Origin of the sequence: Streptomyces sp. KPB2 (assembly GCF_003950055.1) — a bacterium.
Classification (GTDB): domain Bacteria; phylum Actinomycetota; class Actinomycetes; order Streptomycetales; family Streptomycetaceae; genus Streptomyces; species Streptomyces salinarius.
The window spans coordinates 884,924-901,597 of the sequence record NZ_CP034353.1 but is presented as its reverse complement, the minus strand read 5'-3'; the positions used below and the strand labels follow the sequence as shown (position 1 = coordinate 901,597).

At 70.8% G+C, this 16,674-nt stretch carries 9 protein-coding genes; 5 read left to right on the top strand and 4 right to left on the bottom strand.

What is annotated here, in order from left to right; translation table 11 throughout:
- Positions 1-43 precede the first annotated feature (43 nt).
- Positions 44-3,046 (bottom strand): carbohydrate binding domain-containing protein, encoded by a 3,003-nt coding sequence (locus D1J63_RS03990; RefSeq protein WP_241235506.1) that lies wholly within the window; start codon positions 3,044-3,046, stop codon positions 44-46.
- Between the two features lie 319 nt (positions 3,047-3,365).
- On the opposite strand from D1J63_RS03990, the gene D1J63_RS03985 reads away from it, so the two are divergent.
- The 4 genes from D1J63_RS03985 to D1J63_RS03970 all read left to right on the top strand — a co-directional run bounded on the left by D1J63_RS03985 (position 3,366) and on the right by D1J63_RS03970 (position 8,019).
- The gene (locus D1J63_RS03985; RefSeq protein ID WP_125627747.1) at positions 3,366-5,090 is read left to right on the top strand and encodes a carbohydrate-binding module family 20 domain-containing protein; all 1,725 of its coding nucleotides are present in this window, start codon (positions 3,366-3,368) and stop codon (positions 5,088-5,090) included.
- Between the two features lie 177 nt (positions 5,091-5,267).
- Complete coding sequence (locus tag D1J63_RS03980; RefSeq protein WP_125627746.1) at positions 5,268-6,389, top strand: C40 family peptidase; 1,122 nt, start codon at positions 5,268-5,270, stop codon at positions 6,387-6,389.
- 4 nt (positions 6,390-6,393) lie between these two features.
- Entirely contained in the window at positions 6,394-7,329 is a 936-nt protein-coding gene (locus D1J63_RS03975; RefSeq protein WP_125627745.1) for a hypothetical protein, read from the top strand.
- 96 nt (positions 7,330-7,425) lie between these two features.
- The gene (locus D1J63_RS03970) at positions 7,426-8,019 is read left to right on the top strand and encodes a GNAT family N-acetyltransferase (RefSeq protein WP_125627744.1); all 594 of its coding nucleotides are present in this window, start codon (positions 7,426-7,428) and stop codon (positions 8,017-8,019) included.
- Positions 8,020-8,194: 175 nt separating this feature from the next.
- On the opposite strand, the gene D1J63_RS03965 is transcribed toward D1J63_RS03970, so the two are convergent.
- Together D1J63_RS03965 and D1J63_RS03960 are read right to left on the bottom strand one after the other, a co-directional pair.
- Positions 8,195-9,709: an SAV_2336 N-terminal domain-related protein gene (locus tag D1J63_RS03965; protein ID WP_125627743.1), complete on the bottom strand. Its 1,515-nt coding sequence runs from the start codon at positions 9,707-9,709 to the stop codon at positions 8,195-8,197.
- Entirely contained in the window at positions 9,706-11,196 is a 1,491-nt protein-coding gene (locus D1J63_RS03960; RefSeq protein WP_125627742.1) for a hypothetical protein, read from the bottom strand. Before D1J63_RS03960 ends, D1J63_RS03965 begins: the two co-directional genes overlap by 4 nt.
- A gap of 185 nt (positions 11,197-11,381) precedes the next feature.
- Between D1J63_RS03960 and D1J63_RS03955 the strand changes: the two genes are divergently transcribed.
- Positions 11,382-11,801, top strand: coding sequence for a hypothetical protein (locus D1J63_RS03955; RefSeq protein ID WP_125627741.1), 420 nt, complete (start codon positions 11,382-11,384; stop codon positions 11,799-11,801).
- 22 nt (positions 11,802-11,823) lie between these two features.
- Here D1J63_RS03955 and D1J63_RS03950 read toward each other — a convergent pair whose 3' ends face one another.
- Positions 11,824-16,671 (bottom strand): hypothetical protein, encoded by a 4,848-nt coding sequence (locus D1J63_RS03950; protein WP_125627740.1) that lies wholly within the window; start codon positions 16,669-16,671, stop codon positions 11,824-11,826.
- Between the last annotated feature and the right edge of the window lie 3 nt (positions 16,672-16,674).

The following is a 16,674-nucleotide window of genomic DNA, read 5'->3' as shown; positions in this document are numbered from 1 at the left end:
GGACGAGGGAACGGCACGGGGAGTTCCGGAGGCTTCCGACGGCCTACTTCAGGTACGGACCGTCCGCTCCGATCTTCCCGGTGCCGTTCAGGACGTACACCCGCAGATTGCCCTTGCCGGGGGCGGCGACGGTGAGGCGGCCGTCGGTGACGGTCCGGGTGTCGCCGGTGACCGCGTCCCGGTAGGTGCCGTTGGGGATGCCGGTGTAGGTGGCGCCCCCCGAGACGGTGACGAGGGCGAAGCTGTCCGTGCCGCCGTCGGTGTAGCGCCGTTTGAACGCCATGTCGCCGGTGATGCCCTCCGTGGAGTACTGGCCCATCTGCAGGGCGGGTACGGCCCGGCGGATCCGGTTGAGCCGCTGTACGTGCTTGACCAGGGGTTGCGCCAGCGTCGTGGCGACGGCGCCGGTGGCCGAGTCCACCTCGGAGAAGTCGGAGGCCGTGACGTCGCCGGCCAGGTGGTCGCCGTAATAGGCACGGCCGGTCGTCGCGAGGGGGCAGGTGGGACCGCAGTCGATCTTCTTGCCCTTCTGGAACTCGATCTCCGACCCGTAGTACAGCGTGGGGATGCCGCGGAAGGTCCACATCAGGGACATGTTCTCGGCCCAGGCGTCGGTACCGCCCGTGTAGCGCTCGCTGCTCTTGTTGGGGCCGTAGTCGTGGCTGTCGACGTACACGACGTTGTACGTGGCGTCGTTGTAACTGTCGTCGGAGTCCTTGCCGTTGTGGAAGGCGTTGCTCGCGTCACCGAAGTTCATGTGCATGCGCATGTCGATGACGTTCATGCCGGAGAAGCGGCTGTGGTCCGGGACGTGGTAGCTGTTGCCCGCCAGGAAGGCGTTGGTGGAAGTGGGCTGGTTGGCCGGCCCCTGCTGCTGCTCGTACTCGTACATCTCGAGTGCGGCCTTCTCGTCGTCGGCGCTGTACTCCTTGCGCTCCTTCCACGTGTAGAACTGCGCCGAGTGGTTGACCGAGCCGCGGTTCCACTTGTCGTTGACGAAGGCGGCGACCTCGCCGAAGACGAAGAAGTTCTTCGCGGCCTCGGCGCCGTGCTGCCGGGCGACGCGCTCCTGGATCGCGGGCAGGAAGCGGCGGTTCCAGGTGGTGCGCGGGATGTGCACGGCGGTGTCGACGCGGAAGCCGTCGACGCCCATGTCGATGTACTTGTCGTAGGCGCCGATCAGGTAGTTCTGCACCTGGGCGTTCTCGGTGTTGAAGTCGGCGAGGTCCTCGTGCAGCCAGCAGGAACGGGAGTCCTCGCCCTCCCAGTTGCCGATCCAGCAGTTGTGGTAGAGGGCCTTGGGGAACATGCCGGACGTCGGGCTCGGCCACTGGCAGTTGTAGATGGTGTAGCCCTCCGGGCTCCTGGCGCCGGTGGGTTCGCCCCAGTTCACGCAGGTGTTGCCGCTCGGCTCGGCGGTGGACCACAGGTCGCCGTTGTAGTACGACTTGCCGCTCTTGGGTTCGACGGTCAGGCCGTCGTACTCGAAGCCGGGCTGCTTCTCGTCGTAGTACCAGCTCCACTGGGAGTCGCGCACCCCGTAGACGGTCGGGGTGAACAGGCCCTTGGCGCCCCAGCGGGAGGAGTGGTTGTAGACGACGTCCTGGTAGATCTTCATGCCCTTGGCGTGGGCGGCGTTGATGAGGTCCTGGTAGGAGGCTCCGGAGGACTCCAGACGCGGGTCGACCCGGTAGAAGTCGTAGCCGTGGTAGCCGTGGTAGTCGTAGTCCGAGCGGTTGAGGACCACCGGAGTGATCCACACGGCGGAGAAGCCGAGGCCCTTGATGTAGTCGAGCTTGTCGATCAGGCCCTTGAAGTCGCCCCGGAACATGGGGTCGTCGTTCGCCGCGTTGCCCGACTTCCCATGCTGGCTGCCGCCGCGGTTGTTGGAGCCGTCGCCGTCGTTGAAGCGGGCGGTGAGGACGAAGTAGATCGGGTCCTTGCGGGGATCGGTGGCCAGGGGCCTGCCCGCCGCGGGGGCCGGCGGTTTCGTGCCGGTGGTGGCGATCGCGGCGGCCGAGGCCGCGGAGACGTTGCCCGCGGCGTCCGTCGCCCTGACGGTGTAGGTGTAGGTGGTCCGCTCCTCCAGGCCGGTGTCGGAGAAGACGGTGGAGCCGACGTCGCTCACCACCTCGCCCCCGGTGCCGCCGCTGCGGGTCACCTGGTACTTGGTGACTCCCGTGTCGTCGGTGGACGGCTCCCAGGTCAGTACGACGGACACCTCGTCGGCCTGCGCGCTCACCCCGGCGGGCACGGTCGGCGCCTGCGTGTCGGGCGCCTCCTCGGCGCACGGGTCGTCGGCGTCGGCGGTGACCTTGCTGTCGGCGACGGTGGTGACGCCGGCGGGCAGGGTGTAGTCGGCGCCCTTGTTGTTGTCCCACACTCCGTTGCCGTTGTTGAACGCGGCCCTCATCGAGGTGGCCGTGCCCAGGTCGACGTCCTTCTTCCACCAGCCGGCGCACGCGGCCCGCATGCCGACGCCGGGCACGGTGGTCCAGGAGCCGCCCGAGGGCTGGTAGTGGAGGTTGGCGGTGGTCCAGCCGAGGGTTCGGGTGGAGTAGTAGACGGTGGCCCGGTTGCCCTCACCCGGCGTGGGACCGGGGTCCGTGTCCTCGCCGCAGGGGTCGGAGTGCGCGATCACGCCGTCCTTGACCGTGATGGCTCCGGTGCCGAGGGCGTAGTCCTCGCCCCCGTTGTTGTCCCACGTGCCCGAGCCGTCGTTGAAGGTGGCCCGCAACCCCTCCGCGTCGCCCAGCGAGACCGTCTTCCGCACCCAGTCGGTGCACGCGGTCTCCATCGCCACGCCGGGGACCTCGGTCCAGGAGCCGCCGTCGGGCGCGTAGTGCAGGTTGTACCGGTCCCAGCCCTTCGTCTTCGTGTAGTAGAAGACGGTCGCCGTGTTGTCGGCCGTGGCGGCCGCGGGGGCGGTCGTCGGGAAGGGCGCGGACGGTGATGCGGGCAGCACCGCGAGGACGGCGCCGGCGGCGAGGGCCGCGGCCGACGGCCGTACGGGCAACCGCATGCGGCTGCGTCTCGTGCGTCTCATGCGTGTCTCCAGGCGGGCGGGGCGGCGGGGCGACGGGCGGTCGAACGCCCGGACCCTGGAAGAGTGAACGGAAAGTTGCAGAAAGCTCTTACGGCAGCCGGAAGTTACCCGTACGCGGTGGCTTCGTAAAGAGGTCACGCTTCAACTTCTCGGAGTGCGGGAAGGGTTGACCGCTGTTGAACGGCGCCCTTACGGTCACGACCGCAACCTCTTGCAGACCTCTTCTGCAACGCATTGCAAGACGGATGTCGACTCCCCGGACACCCGTCGGCACCCTGCCCCCCCCCGAGACACCCGCATCCTCACACGGGAGACTCCCATGCACGGGAACACCAGCACAGCGCGAAGAGTGACCGCCACCGCGCTGGCCCTCACCGCCGGCGTGGCCGGCAGCCTTCTCGCCACCGCGGCGCCGGCCCAGGCGGCCCCGCCCGGGGACAAGGACGTCACCGCGGTGATGTTCGAGTGGAAGTTCACGTCCGTCGCCCAGGCGTGCACCGACACCCTCGGCCCGGCCGGCTACGGCTTCGTCCAGGTCTCACCGCCCCAGGAGCACATCCAGGGCGCACAGTGGTGGACCTCGTACCAGCCGGTGAGCTACCGGATCGCGGGCCGCCTCGGTGACCGCGCCCAGTTCAAGAGCATGGTCGACACCTGCCACGCCGCCGGCGTGAAGGTCGTCGCCGACTCGGTCATCAACCACATGTCGGCCGGCAACGGCACGGGCACCGGAGGCTCGTCGTACACCAAGTACGACTATCCGGGCCTCTACTCGTCGAACGACCTCGACAACTGCACCTCGCAGATCAGCAACTACGGCGACCGCTTCAACGTCCAGGAGTGCGAGCTGGTCGGTCTCGCGGACCTGGACACCGGCGAGGACTACGTACGGGGGAAGATCGCCGGTTACCTGAACGACCTGCTCTCCCTCGGCGTCGACGGTTTCCGCATCGACGCGGCCAAGCACATGGCCGCCGCCGACCTGGCGAACATCAAGTCCCGGCTCAGCAATCCCGACGTGTACTGGAAGCACGAGGCGATCTACGGCGCCGGCGAGGCCGTGTCCCCGGCCGAGTACCTCGGCAGCGGCGACGTGCAGGAGTTCCGGTACGCGCGCGACCTCAAGCGCGTCTTCACCAACGAGAACCTCGCCTACCTGAAGAACTTCGGCGAGGCCTGGGGCTACCTGCCCTCGGACCGGGCCGCCGTCTTCGTCACCAACCACGACACGGAGCGCAACGGCGAGACCCTCACCTACAAGGACGGCGCCGCCTACACCCTGGCGCACGTGTTCATGCTGGCCTGGCCGTACGGCAGCCCCGACGTCCACTCCGGCTACGAGTTCACCGACCACGACGCGGGCCCGCCGAACGGAGGCCAAGTCGACGCCTGTTACAGCGACGGCTGGAAGTGCCAGCACGCCTGGCGCGAGATCTCCTCCATGGTCGGCTTCCGCAACGCCGCCCGCGGCCAGGCCGTGACCGACTGGTGGGACAACGGCGGCGACCAGATTGCCTTCGGGCGCGGTTCGAAGGCGTACGTCGCCATCAACCACGAGGGCACCGCGCTCACCCGAACGTTCCAGACGTCGCTGCCCGCAGGGGACTACTGCGACGTCCAGTCGGGCAAGGGTGTCACGGTCGACGGGGCAGGACGGTTCACCGCCACCCTGGGCGCCAACACCGCCGTGGCCCTGCACGTGGGCGCCCGTACCTGTGCCGGTGGGACCGATCCCGGCGACCCCGACCCGGTCGCCTCCGGCGTGTCCTTCGCGGTCGACGCCACCACCAGCTGGGGCCAGAACATCTACGTCACCGGCAACCGGCCCGAGCTGGGCAACTGGAACCCGGCCGGCGCACTCCCCCTCGACCCGGCCGCCTACCCGGTGTGGAAGCGGGACGTGGAACTCCCCGAGGGCACGTCCTTCGAGTACAAGTACCTCCGCAAGGACGAGGCGGGCAACGTCACCTGGGAGGGCGGCGCCAACCGCACCGCGACGGTGAACTCCACGAAGATCACTCTCAACGACACCTGGCACAACTGAGTACCGCGCGATGAACAGTTGCGTGTGAGCAAGCTGACACGCCCGGGGAGACCGGGGTGGGCCGTTCGGGGGAAGGTAGTGTGTTCAAGGCTCGAACGGCCCACCGCGTGACCTGCGGTGGCGAGCGCGACGGCAGCCGTCCGGGCCGCCCGCACGCGACCTCTGAGAGTGGAGCTCATGAACGTGTCGACCGGCGGCAGACGGTTACGGAGCCGGGGCGCCACGGCAGCCCTCGTCTGCGCGATCGTCCTGTCGCCCGGCCCCGGTTACGCGGCCCCGGGCGACCCCGACCCGAACACCGGCCAGTCGATCGAGGACATCCGCGACCAACTGGACGGCCTCTACCGTGAGGCGGAGGTGGCCACCGAGGCGTACAACGCCGCCAACGAGAAGGCCACCGAGCAGGAGAAGCGGCTGACCACCCTCCGCAAGGACCTGACCCGTGCCGAGAAGCGGGTGAAGGACCTGCACGCCCTCGCCGGCGCGGCCGCGCGCACCCAGTACCGCGGGGGCGATCTCGCCGCCACCGGGATCCAGTTGCTGCTCGGCGACCACCCGGAGTCGGCCCTCGACGAGGCGTCCCAGGCCCGCCAGGCCATGCGCGGACTGGTCAACGTCTCCGAGACCCAGAAGACCGCCCGTCAGGAGCTGGGCGAGCAGACCGAGGCCGCCACGAAGGAGCTGCGCAAGCTGAGGAGCAGCCGCGCGGACAAGGCGGCGGCGAAGCAGAAGATCGAGAAGAAGATCGCCACGGCCGAGCGGATCGAGGCGGGACTCGAAGAGGAACAGACCCGCAGACTGGCCCAGTTGGAGAAGGAGCGGGCCAAGGAGGCCGAGGCCAGGTGGACGGAATCGGGCGGCTCCTCCGGCGGCTCGGCGGGCAAGGGCAAGGGCAAGGGCAAGGGCAGGGGCAAGGCCCAAGGGCCCGGCGGCGGGACCCGGGTCAACGGGGCGGCCGGCAAGGCCGTTGACTTCGCGATGGCGCAGATCGGCAAACCGTACGTGTGGGGCGCCGTGGGCCCGTCCTCGTACGACTGCTCCGGACTCACCTCGGCGGCATGGGCGGCGGCCGGGCACCCCATTCCCCGCACCTCGCAGGCACAGTGGGGCGGTCTGACCCGCGTCAGCCTGTCCTCGGCCCGTCCCGGGGACCTGATCATCTACTACAACGACGCCACCCACGTGGGCATGTACATCGGAGGCGGACAGATCGTCCACGCACCGCGGCCAGGCCGCGACATCACCACGGCGCCGGCCGCTTCCATGCCCGTCCTCGGCGTCGTACGACCCGGAGTCTGAGCGGATGACCCACTCGCTGACCCCCCGTGACGAGGGGAACCTGCCCGCGCTCGGCGCCGCGCCGCTGATCCGCCTCGACGCCTACGTGGCCGAGGACGGGTCGACGGTGGTCAACGGTCACCTGCTGGAGATGGGCGGCATGCGGCCGCCCAACGAGGCGATCCTCGACGCCGTCGCCATGTTCGCCCGCACCCTGGGGGCACCGGTCGCGGCCACCGTGATCGACCGCACCGTGCAACAGGTGGCGCGGCTGCGGGTGCACCCCGACGGGTCGAGCCGGACCATCGCCGACGAGGACGACCTGCCGCCCGGGCACGAGCGCACCGCCGCGGAGGAGGCCGCCTTCCCTCCGCTCGCCCGCGTCGAGCGCATCATCCAGCACGCGCAGCGCGAGGAGCTGCACGCCGCCTTCGTCCTCGCCAGCGCGCTGCGCGAGCACCTCACGCTGCGCCGGGGTGCCGAGGACGAACTGTCCCTGGAGGCCCGGGCGATCGAGGCCTATCTCGCGTACAAGCGCGGCGACCACATGCTCTCCACCGTCCTCGCGCTGACCGTCGCCCGCATCCGCTGCCGCACCGACCTGGACCGGGCCGCACCCGACGTGGCCCGGGCCACCGCGGCATGGCAACGGCTGTGGGACGAGGGGCAGGTGGCCACCCGGGGGCAGGAACTGCTGCACATGTGGGAGCGGTTGTCCGCGGCCGGCCTGCTGCGGGAACCGGCCCACCGGGCCATGGCCCAGGCCGTACGGAGCCGGCTCGCCCAAGGCGGCCGCTCCGTACCGCCGCCGGCGTCCGCGCCCGCGGCCCTGCCCGCGGGTGCCGGCGCGGCGCGGTCCCCGGCCCCGGTCGCCCCCGAGGACAAGCCCCTCAAGCCCACCCGCCGCGGCCTGCGACGCTTCACCCGGCGGGCCGGCCGGACACCGGGGGCGCCGGCCTGAGACCTGGGCGCCCCCCGGCGGGGCACCGCGGGTCGGACGGGGCGGACCTGTGCGGGCCCCCTTCAAGTGGCCGGTCGGGTAGGCCAAGATGCTGGCATGACAGAGGGAACTCTTTCCAGGCTTCCGCGAGAGAACATCGAACTGCCGGACGGTTCCGTACTGCGACGGCGTTCCCTGGTGTCCGACGACGCGTTCATCGACGCGGTCGCCGCCGACGTCGAGCACCTGGGGGAGTGGCTTCGCTGGGCTCAGCACCCGCCCACCCGCGAGGAGACGGAGGGGTTCCGCGCCGAGCAGGACGCGGACTGGGACGCGGGCCGGGCCTTCGTCTACGTGCTGACCCCGCCGGACCGTCGCGACCGGGTGATCGGCGGGGGCGCGATGTTCCCGAACGGCGAGGCCGGCGTCCTGGAGATCGGCTACTGGGTGTGTTCCCCGGCCACCGGTCGCGGCCTCGCCACCCGGGTCGCGGCCGCGCTGACCGAGGAGGGACTCGGGCTCCCCGGCGTCAGAGCCATGGAGATCCACTGCGACCAGGCCAATGTCCGCAGCGCCGGCATCCCGCCCCGGATCGGCTACCGGCTGCTTCGGGTCGAACCGGACGAGCCGCAGACCGCGGCCGAGGCCGGGCAGAGCATGGTCTGGCGCCGGGACGGCGCCGGACCACGCCCCCTGGTTCAGGCGCCCTGACTGTTGCTGTCGCCGGTGGTTTCCTTCTTGTCCAGCGGGCGGATCTCGATCTTCTGCGCCATGGAGCGTCCTTCCGTTGAAGGCGGTGTGACCGCGCTGCGTGGTGGTGCTCTGGTGCTCGTGATGCGTGGTGCTGGACGTGCTCATGCCAGAATTCGGGCCGCGGGCGCACTTGTCAACGACCGGTGGGCGGCTGGTCCCGGGTCTCGCCCCGTTTGAAGCGATCGATCGTCTCTCCCAGGCGATGAACGGTGTCGGCCCGGGCGTGCGGGATGCGCGCGTGGAAGATGTCCCGCTCCACCTCCAGGAAGTGGAGGTTCTCGTAGGTCACGTCGACGGAGTCCGGTGGCGTGAGCTGCCGAATGCGTACCGCGAGACCCTCGACCTCCGGGACGGCCGGCGACAGGTATCTGTCGATCAGCTGCGCCACCTCGTAGCAGTCCCGCCTGCCGTCCCGCTGCCGGGACAGCAGTTGCATCCGCACTCCCGGCAGGAAGTCGAAGACGATGCGGTGGTACGGGGTGCGGCGGGGGTCGTTGGTGTTCACGACCTGGAGCAGGCCGCTGCTGAGGATCTCGGCCAGATGCTCCGGGCCGGTCCGGGGCATCAGGTGGTAGGCGATGAGCTGCATGATGTGCCGGTTGAGGGGAGCGGCCGCCAGCAGCACGGTCAGCTCACAGGTGTCGCCGAGCGCCTTGCCGAGGAACTCGACGACACGCTGTTCCGCCGTCGGCTCGGCGCACGCCTCCTGCCGGGGCGCCGGCACCCGGGGCTGGGGCACCCTGGCGGCGTCCGCCGGCTCCACCCCGTCCGGGACTTCCGCCGCGTCGCCGTCCGGGGTGACCACTATCGCCTGCTGGCTCACCCACTTGCTGGAGTTGAGCAGTCGGCACCACTGTTCGATCCAGCGCTTGCTGAGCTCCAGGACGGGGATCACGACGCTGTTCGCGGGCACGGGCTCGGCCGGCACCAGCGTGTCGAGGGCGGCGTCGTCCGGGGTCTGCACCTCGAACGTGGTGTTGGGCCCGCCGAGTTCGGGGGACCTGAGGTTCAGGGGCCGGGTGGCCAGGGCGGAGCGGCTCCAGTGCGGGTGCGGCGCGACGTGGAGGACGGCCAGGGGATGGACCGCCGCCCAGTCGGCGAGCCGGCTCTTCAGCGGTTCCCCTTCCCAGGCCGGCCCCACCGCGTCGGTGATGACGAGGATGATCTTCTTCCGTGTCTCGTCCCCGATGCCGGCCCGCCCGACCTCCGTCGCGTCGAAGACCGGGCGCGTCGGATCGAAACCCTGACTGTGGAGGCTGATGACCGGGATGTGCGCGAAGTGGGCGAGTTTGTAGGCACTTTCGACGAAGGCCTTGATGCTGTCGTACCACGCCGCCATGGAGGCGCCGGTGTCGATGATGAGCACCAGGTCCCACGCCGGTGGCCTCGCGCGGGGATAGGGGCTCGCGCCGGGCAGATTGGGAAGCGTGGGCGTGTTCGCCTGTGCCGTCGGATCGAGCGTCTCCAGGGCCCGCAGCGCACTGGCCGCCGCCGGCACGGCCGGCACCGGAGCCGGGCGTGGCCAGTCGTCCGGGGGCTCGGAGAAGAGATCGGGCGCCGGAAAGGGACGCGGCCGCAGGGAGAACTGGCGTCGGTTGTCCTGGGGTGTGCTGGTGATGAGCCAGTTGCCGTCCGGATGAGTGTTCACAGCACCCTGGCCTCGCTGGGGGCGACCAGACTGTGCAGGGTGGGCAGCGTGTGCGTCGGATCGTCCCAGAGCAGCGTGATGTCCGCGACGGCGTCGTCGGCGGAGGTCGAACGCCGGTGGTCCGCGCGCAGCGCGCTGATGCGGTCCGGCAACTCCTGGAGCGGGCCCGCGCCGATCAGCCGGAGGGCGGCGCTCTGGAAGGCGGCCGAACAGTCCAGCCGGTGCCACAGGATGGCCGGGGCCCCGCTGCGCAGGGCGTCGAGGAACTGCAGGCGTCCCTCCTTGTCACTGGGCGGGCTCTTGAGGATGACGGGGTCCTGTGCCTTCCGGGGCCGGGCGGGCTCCCGGTGCGACTCGGCGTCCTGCGGGGCGGAGACGGCCGTGCCCCCGTCCGGGGACTCCGCCTCCTCCGAAGCGTGCATGAGACTGTCCCACCTGGCGCGCCACGCCGACTGGATCGTGGGGATCTGCAGCCGGTCCAGGCTCCGGACGAGCACCGTGCGGGCGGGGTGGGCCGGCTGGGTGGCATCCGCGCACCAGTCCCAGACGGGCTCGTTGATCAGCGGCAGCGGAAGCCAGAACTCGACGCACATGTCGTCCAGGACGGCCTCGCTGGTCTCCTGCACCCACTGCCGCAGGCGCTGCGCGACGGTGGGCCTCAGCTCGGTGTGGCTGACGGCCTGGGTGTCCTCGTCCCGCAGCGCCGGCTTGGCGCGCGCCCCCTCGCGGTGCCACATGCGCAGGGTGTAGGTGTCCTTCTGCAGCCCGTCGGGCAACAGCACGAACATGACCCGGGCCGGTGACCGCTCGGGCAGGACGAAGTCGGCGGCCGCGGTGCGGCATGCCTGAAGTTCCTCGGTCAGTCCCCAGTCCTCGGCCTTCCTCCCCGCCCAGGCGTGTAAGGCGCTCTCCTGAGCCGGTCTGGCCGCCGCCAGGTGCTCCAGGTAGGCCAGGAGGGGAGGCAGACCGGTGGGCAGCATGTTGCGGCGCAGCAGGTGCAGGGTGGTGGGCCAGGTGCCGGTGCAGTGCGCCGGCAGGTCGGCCGCGAGGAAGGGCAGGCACGCCTGGGCGGCCGCGGTGGCCTGGTGGGCCGGTACCGGGTCGAGAAGCCCCCTCAGCTCGTCCAGTTCGGCCTCCGACAGCAGTGTCCTGGCCGTGAGCCAGTCCGCGACGGTACGCAGGGGGAGGGCCAGGCCGGGATCGCGGGTGACGTGATCGAGGGCGTCGGCCAGGGCTTCGGCGTCGTCCGCCTGGTCGCCGCAGGCCGCGACCAGCTCTCCGATGCGGTCCGCCGGTGGTGCGCCGTCACCGGGGGCCGGCGGGAAGGGGCCGCCCTGCCGGGCCAGGCGCGCGGTCAGGGAGCGCCATCCGGATTCGCTGTTCAACAGCGGATTGGAAGCGAGACCCTGGGCCAGGGCGCGCTGAAGGTCGGCGACCGTCCGGCTCGACGAGCCGGTCGTGGGCGCTGTTGCTGCGGAATCCGTCATGGCTGGTCACTCCTGCGATGCCGGTTTGGCGAGGTGTTGGCGTGTGGGTCGACCGGTGCGGGGGTGCCGTGCCCGCCCATGGTCCGGCATGGCGACGGGGCTCGGCTAGAGCGCGAAGGGGTGAGTTTGGCGTTCTGGGACGAACTGCCGTGCGCGGGCTGCCGTATTGCGACAATCAGTGCCCTATGGATGCGAGTGGATGGGCGGCCTGGGCCGCGGCGGTGACGAGTCTGGCGACGCTGGTCGTCACGACGGTCGTCGGCGGACGACGTGAACGGCACCGGTGGGCGCGCGACGCGCTGACGGACGCCTTCGTGGCCTTCCTGGAGGCGAGCTGGCGGCATTCCGACACGGCCGGAGGGGCGGCGGGTACGGACGCCTACGCCGAACCGTTGCTGGCCGAGTACAGGGAGATGCGCAGTCAGCTCACGCGGCTGCGGCTGCTGGCCGCCGACGGCGTGGTGGACGCGGGGGAGTCGCTGTTGCGCCGGCAGCGTCAGGTGCACGACGTGCCCGCGGGGCCGGAGCGCGACGAGGCGCTGGCGGCCGCGTCCCGGGCCCGGCGGGCGGTGATCGACGCCGCCAAGAAGGAGATGGGCCTGTGAGACGGACGACACCGCACGGAACCTACCGGACATAGCGCCCCATTCGCGTCTCCGCGCTGTCGCGGATGTGGACGAGCGCCGCTCGGGTGGGGGACGGGATCCCGCTCTGCCGCAAACGCTCGCTGATCGAGCGCGCGACGCTGACGAGCGGGTCCTTCTCCTCCGAAGGGGGCGTCCACGGTCCCGGCACCCAGTGCATGACGATGTTCCAGGCGGCGTGGTGCATCACCGGATCGTCGGCCTCCAGCCCTTCGAGGATCTCCGTCCAGTCGCCGAGGAAGCCCATGCCGACCAGACGCGCCCGCCGCAGACTCGGATGCGCCTCGTCCGGTGCGAGGATCATGCTGTTGAGCTCCTTGTACGCGGTGGAGACGAGCCGTCCGGCCGTGGGGTGCTCCTCGGCCGCCAGGAGGCTCAGGTAACCGATCGCGGCGACCGCGTGGGCGGCCGGGACGACGGTCTGGACGCCGTGCAGCGGGTGCGAGTGCACGACGGTGGTGGTCCGGTTGCCGGGATGGTCCGCCGCCGCGCGGACGAAGCTCAGTGCCTGGTGGAGTCCCGTGCTGGCGGCCAGCATCACGAACCGGTGCGCGTCCAGACTGCCGGGGTCGTCCGGTTGCAGCCGTTCGAGGCGCGAGCGCCGTTCCTCGCTCAGGGGCACCGGGTCGAAGGGCGGCGCGTCGAGCAGGACGTCGGTGGTGCCCAGCAACTTGAGCATTTCGCTGTCGTCGAGACGGGGAGCCTGGGCGAAGAGGTCGATCTCGGAGCGGTCGGGGACGCTCTCGCGCCACGCCGGGGCCCACGGCCAGTACATGCTCGGTGCGCGGCCCGGGCGACGGGTGGCCTCGTCGAGGAGCAGGGCCGCTCGGGGCCGGGCCTCCAGATCGTGGCTGCTGACCGCGCGGACGAGCGCCGACAGGGGTTCGAGATACCCCTCGTCGAGCCGGTCCGTGTAGGCGTGCACGATGTCATCTACGGCAGGCATCTCGTGACCGTTCAGCGTGTGCACGAAGGCGGCGAGTGCCAGCAGCCGGGTGGGCGAGGCGTCGGCGGCGAGTCGCTGCACGCGGGTGACGGGCAGGGTCCGGCCGCGATGGAGGAGCATGTGGCAGGCCAGCACCATCGTGGTGTCGTCGTCCCGGTCGAGCAACGCGTCCCAGTCGACGTCCCCGCCGTCGCGCAGCAGCCGTGCCGGACCGGTGTCCTCGCAGTGCTCCGCCGCGGTGGTCAGCAGCGGGTGCCAGGTGATGTCGTCGGCCAGGCCGGTCCGGAAGCGGTACTCCAGCAGGGTGGACAGATCACCGTTGCCGGCCAGGACGGTCAGGATGTCCCGCTGTTCGAGATGGAGCTGATGGACGGTCGTGGCATCGGCGGTCCGCGACAGCTCCGTGAGCGTTTCGGGGAGCCTGCGCCGGCACGCCTCGGTGTAGGTCCGGCGCACGGCACCGCTGGGCCGGACGTTCAACTGGGCCAGCGCCTGCCAGGCCTGCCGGATGACCGGCCACGGGGCGTCTGCCCGGACGCGGTCCCACAGGTAGCCGACGAGTTCGTGCAGCCGGGTCGTGGCGATCGACCGTACGGCCCGTACGGTCAGGTCCTGGTCGACGTCGTCCGGCTGTGCGTCCAGCAGGTGGCCCACGACCTCCGTGAGCGCCTTCCGGGCGCCGGGCACGAACCACTGGTGCATCATCACGAGGCCGTCCAGTGCCTCGGCCGCCGCCGGCGCCGTCGCGTCCATGGCGGTCGTCCGCAGGGCCCGGAGCGCCTCCGGGGTGCCGTACTTCGCGAAGCCGTACGCCGCCTGCCGCCAGGCCGGCTGACCGCTGTCCCCGGCCTCCAGCTGCGCGGTGAGCGTGCGCAGGAGCCGGTCCCGCAGTTTTCCGAACCGGCCGGGAGGGGCGGCCTGCAGCAACCACGCCCCGTACACGAGGTTGGCGTCCAGCGCGGTCCGCAGGATGTGCTCGACCATGTCCTGCGGCGTCTGCGGATTGGCCACCAGCAGCTGGGCGGCCTCCCGCCAGTGGAACTGCAGGATGCGGTCGGCGACCTTGTCGGAGTCCTCCTCCTGGGCGAAGGTGGCCGCGAAGTAGGCGTGGATGACCGGGTTGTCGAAGGCCACCCATCTGCCCGACGGGTCGGTGACGACGGCCGTACTGCGCAGCAGCGCCTCGAGGGAATCCCTGGCGTTGAAGGGCCGTAACCGCTCCAGGGACTTCACCGCGTCCTCGTACCGGATGGCCGCGCCGAACGCGTCCATGTCGCCGGCCAGGTGGGCCAGGAGCTTCATGCGACGTTCGACTTCCCTGTCGTCGACGCCGGCGATCAGACCCCTGGTGTACTCCTCCACCAGCTTGCCCGGGTTGGTGGTGCTGACGGCCTCTTCCTCGAGGTAGCGGTCGACCAGGATGCGCAGGAACAGCGGCTTGGCGGCGAGGTCACGCAGACTGCCCGCCTCCGGGTCGTCGAACACCGCCTGCTGGAGACTGCTGACGCGGGTCCGCCACGTCACCTGGTCCCGTCGGCGGATCCGGTCCTCGATGTACTCGCGCGCCTGTGGGGCCCTGACCCTGTGCAGCACCACCGCCGGCCAGCCCAGAGCGCTGGGCAGGTAGTCACCGCCGCGCTGACAGACCGTCATGCGCAGGGCGGGGAAGGCGGCGACGAGGTCGCGGATCCAGCCCAGTACGAAGGGCTTCTCCTTGGCGTCGACCTTGTGCAGCTCGTCGACGACCGCGTACACGCCGCCCAGCCGCAGCACCGTCGTGATCACGGACTCGTCGACGTCGCCCAGCTCGGCACATTCGCACAGGAGTTGCTCGACGGCGGGCTTCGCGGCCGCGGGCACCGCCTCGGCGGCGTCCGCGGCGGCGGTCCGCCACGTGCGCAGATACTCGCTGATGCGCAGCGCGTTCAGCTCGACGGGCCAGCACAGCGGCGGGTGGGAGTCCAGATGGTACTGGGGTTCGATCCCGCCCCTGATGAGTCGCGCCTGCAACTCCCTGACGGTCGCGCTCTTTCCCGCCCCGCAGTCGCCGACGAGCACGGAGCGCTCGTGGGCCCACAGGAGTTCCGTGGCGGGCCGGGGATCCATGGCGAGCGCCCCGTCGCCCTGCTGGACGAAAGGTTCGCCCGGTCGCAGGGCCCGACCGGTCAACGCGATGAACGGGACCGGGTTCCCGCAGTGTTCACGCTGCTTGTCGAGGATCTCCGACAGCGGGCCCCGGAACAGGGCGCGCAACAGGGCGCCGTCGAGATCCAGTTCCTCCAGCCCGGCCGTCCACGCCGCCTCCCGGGCGCCGATGAGCAGCTCGACGGCGCCGGGACGGTGCGCCTGACCGGAATCGAGCAGTGCGCGCATGAGGGTGGCCGCCTGGTCGGACTCCCACGACGAGAACAGGCCGGCTCCCTTGAGGGCCTCCGCCGCCACGCCGGCCGTCGCCGCGCACACCGCCACCCGGAAAGGGCTCTGTTCTTCCTCCGGGAACTTCAACGGCCGTAACGCCGCCAGGGTCAGGTACTCGAAGAGGTGCCGCTGTGCCTCCTCGGGCGAGCAATGCCGCCGCTCCAGGCGCAGAGCCGCGCGTCTGATCTCCCACAGCAGGGTCAGACACCGTCCGAGAGGCCCCGGAGCGGCGTCGACCAGCGCGGCGAGGATCTTGTCCGGGCACTCGTCGTCGACGAAGACGAACAGCTTGCTCATCACGGCCAGTTGCCGCTGCAGGACGAGCAGCTCGCGCCAGGCGAGGCCGGAGTCCTCCAGCTCCCGCAGCAGGCACACCTCGAGCCATGCGTAGTCGGTCAGCGTCAGACCGTCCTGCTCGGCGTCGGCGAAGTCGATCAGATAGGTGCGGTCGTCCCGGATCAGGACGTTGCGCGGATTCAGGTCGCCGTGCACGGTGCCGGTGACGCGAGTGTCTCTCCTGCGGTACAGGATCCCGTGCAGCTCGCGCAGCGGATGGGCGACGCGGACGCCGTCGCAGGCCAGCTCCTCGGCGGTCTCCTCGACGTGCCCGAACGACGAGAGCTTGGTCTTGAGCAGCTGTGAGCGGAGCTCGGCACGCGTGTGCAGGACGTTCGCACTCACGCGGAGCGGGGAGCTGCCCTCCAGCTCCACACGGAGGTCCCTGTCCCGAGCGCTGCCCTGGGCCACGGCTTCGACGCGGGCCCGGTCGATGCGGCCGGAGAGCTTCTCCCGCCCCAGGACCGGCTCCTCCAGAAGGAGCGTCACCCGGCGACCGGAGCAGATCGTGCGCTTCTCGCCGGGAGGCGAGGAGGAGCTGAGGAGCACGTCCTCCTCGCCACAGCGTTCGGCCTCGACTTCCTCGCGGCTGGGAGCGGTGATTCCCAGGTCGAGATCGACCCCTTGGCCGTCCTGGGGCTTGATCCGCTCGAAATACAGGTGCAGGTCCGTTCCCAGCGTGCCGTTCAGGTGCCCCAGGGAAAGACTGCTTTTCTGTGCGACGCGGTGGAACTGGTCGGCCAGGTCGGTGAGCGTATGACGCAACGACTCGCACGCCGATTCCGTGAAAGCCTCGTCGGCGACGCCCTGCGCCACCACCTCCTCCAGCGACCGGGTGTCGCCGCGCGTGCCGTGCCGGTCCTCCACGTGCTGGTAGACGACTACCTGAAGACCGGAGGCGTACGGGTTCGCGGGGCCGGCGTCCAGGACGCCCCTGCTGGCGGCGACGATGTCCAGATGCATGGGGAAGCGGCGAGGCTGCGCCACCGGTGCCGCGGCCCGGTACTCCTTGACGGCATGGTCGCGGTCGGAGAGTTTGGCGACCTGGAGGAGGGTGTCCCCGTCCTCCAGCAGCAGGCGGATCTCGAGGACCGCGGAGCCGCTGCGTCCGCCGGCGAGCCGGCGCAGCACCCG

Bases quoted from the DNA above. Each gene is read 5' to 3' on its own strand.
- D1J63_RS03990 (WP_241235506.1), bottom strand. From the start codon at position 3,046: ATGAGACGCACGAGACGCAGCCGCATGCGGTTGCCCGTACGGCCGTCG.
- D1J63_RS03985 (WP_125627747.1), top strand. From the start codon at position 3,366: ATGCACGGGAACACCAGCACAGCGCGAAGAGTGACCGCCACCGCGCTG.
- D1J63_RS03980 (WP_125627746.1), top strand. From the start codon at position 5,268: ATGAACGTGTCGACCGGCGGCAGACGGTTACGGAGCCGGGGCGCCACG.
- D1J63_RS03975 (WP_125627745.1), top strand. From the start codon at position 6,394: ATGACCCACTCGCTGACCCCCCGTGACGAGGGGAACCTGCCCGCGCTC.
- D1J63_RS03970 (WP_125627744.1), top strand. From the start codon at position 7,426: ATGACAGAGGGAACTCTTTCCAGGCTTCCGCGAGAGAACATCGAACTG.
- D1J63_RS03960 (WP_125627742.1), bottom strand. From the start codon at position 11,196: ATGACGGATTCCGCAGCAACAGCGCCCACGACCGGCTCGTCGAGCCGG.
- D1J63_RS03955 (WP_125627741.1), top strand. From the start codon at position 11,382: ATGGATGCGAGTGGATGGGCGGCCTGGGCCGCGGCGGTGACGAGTCTG.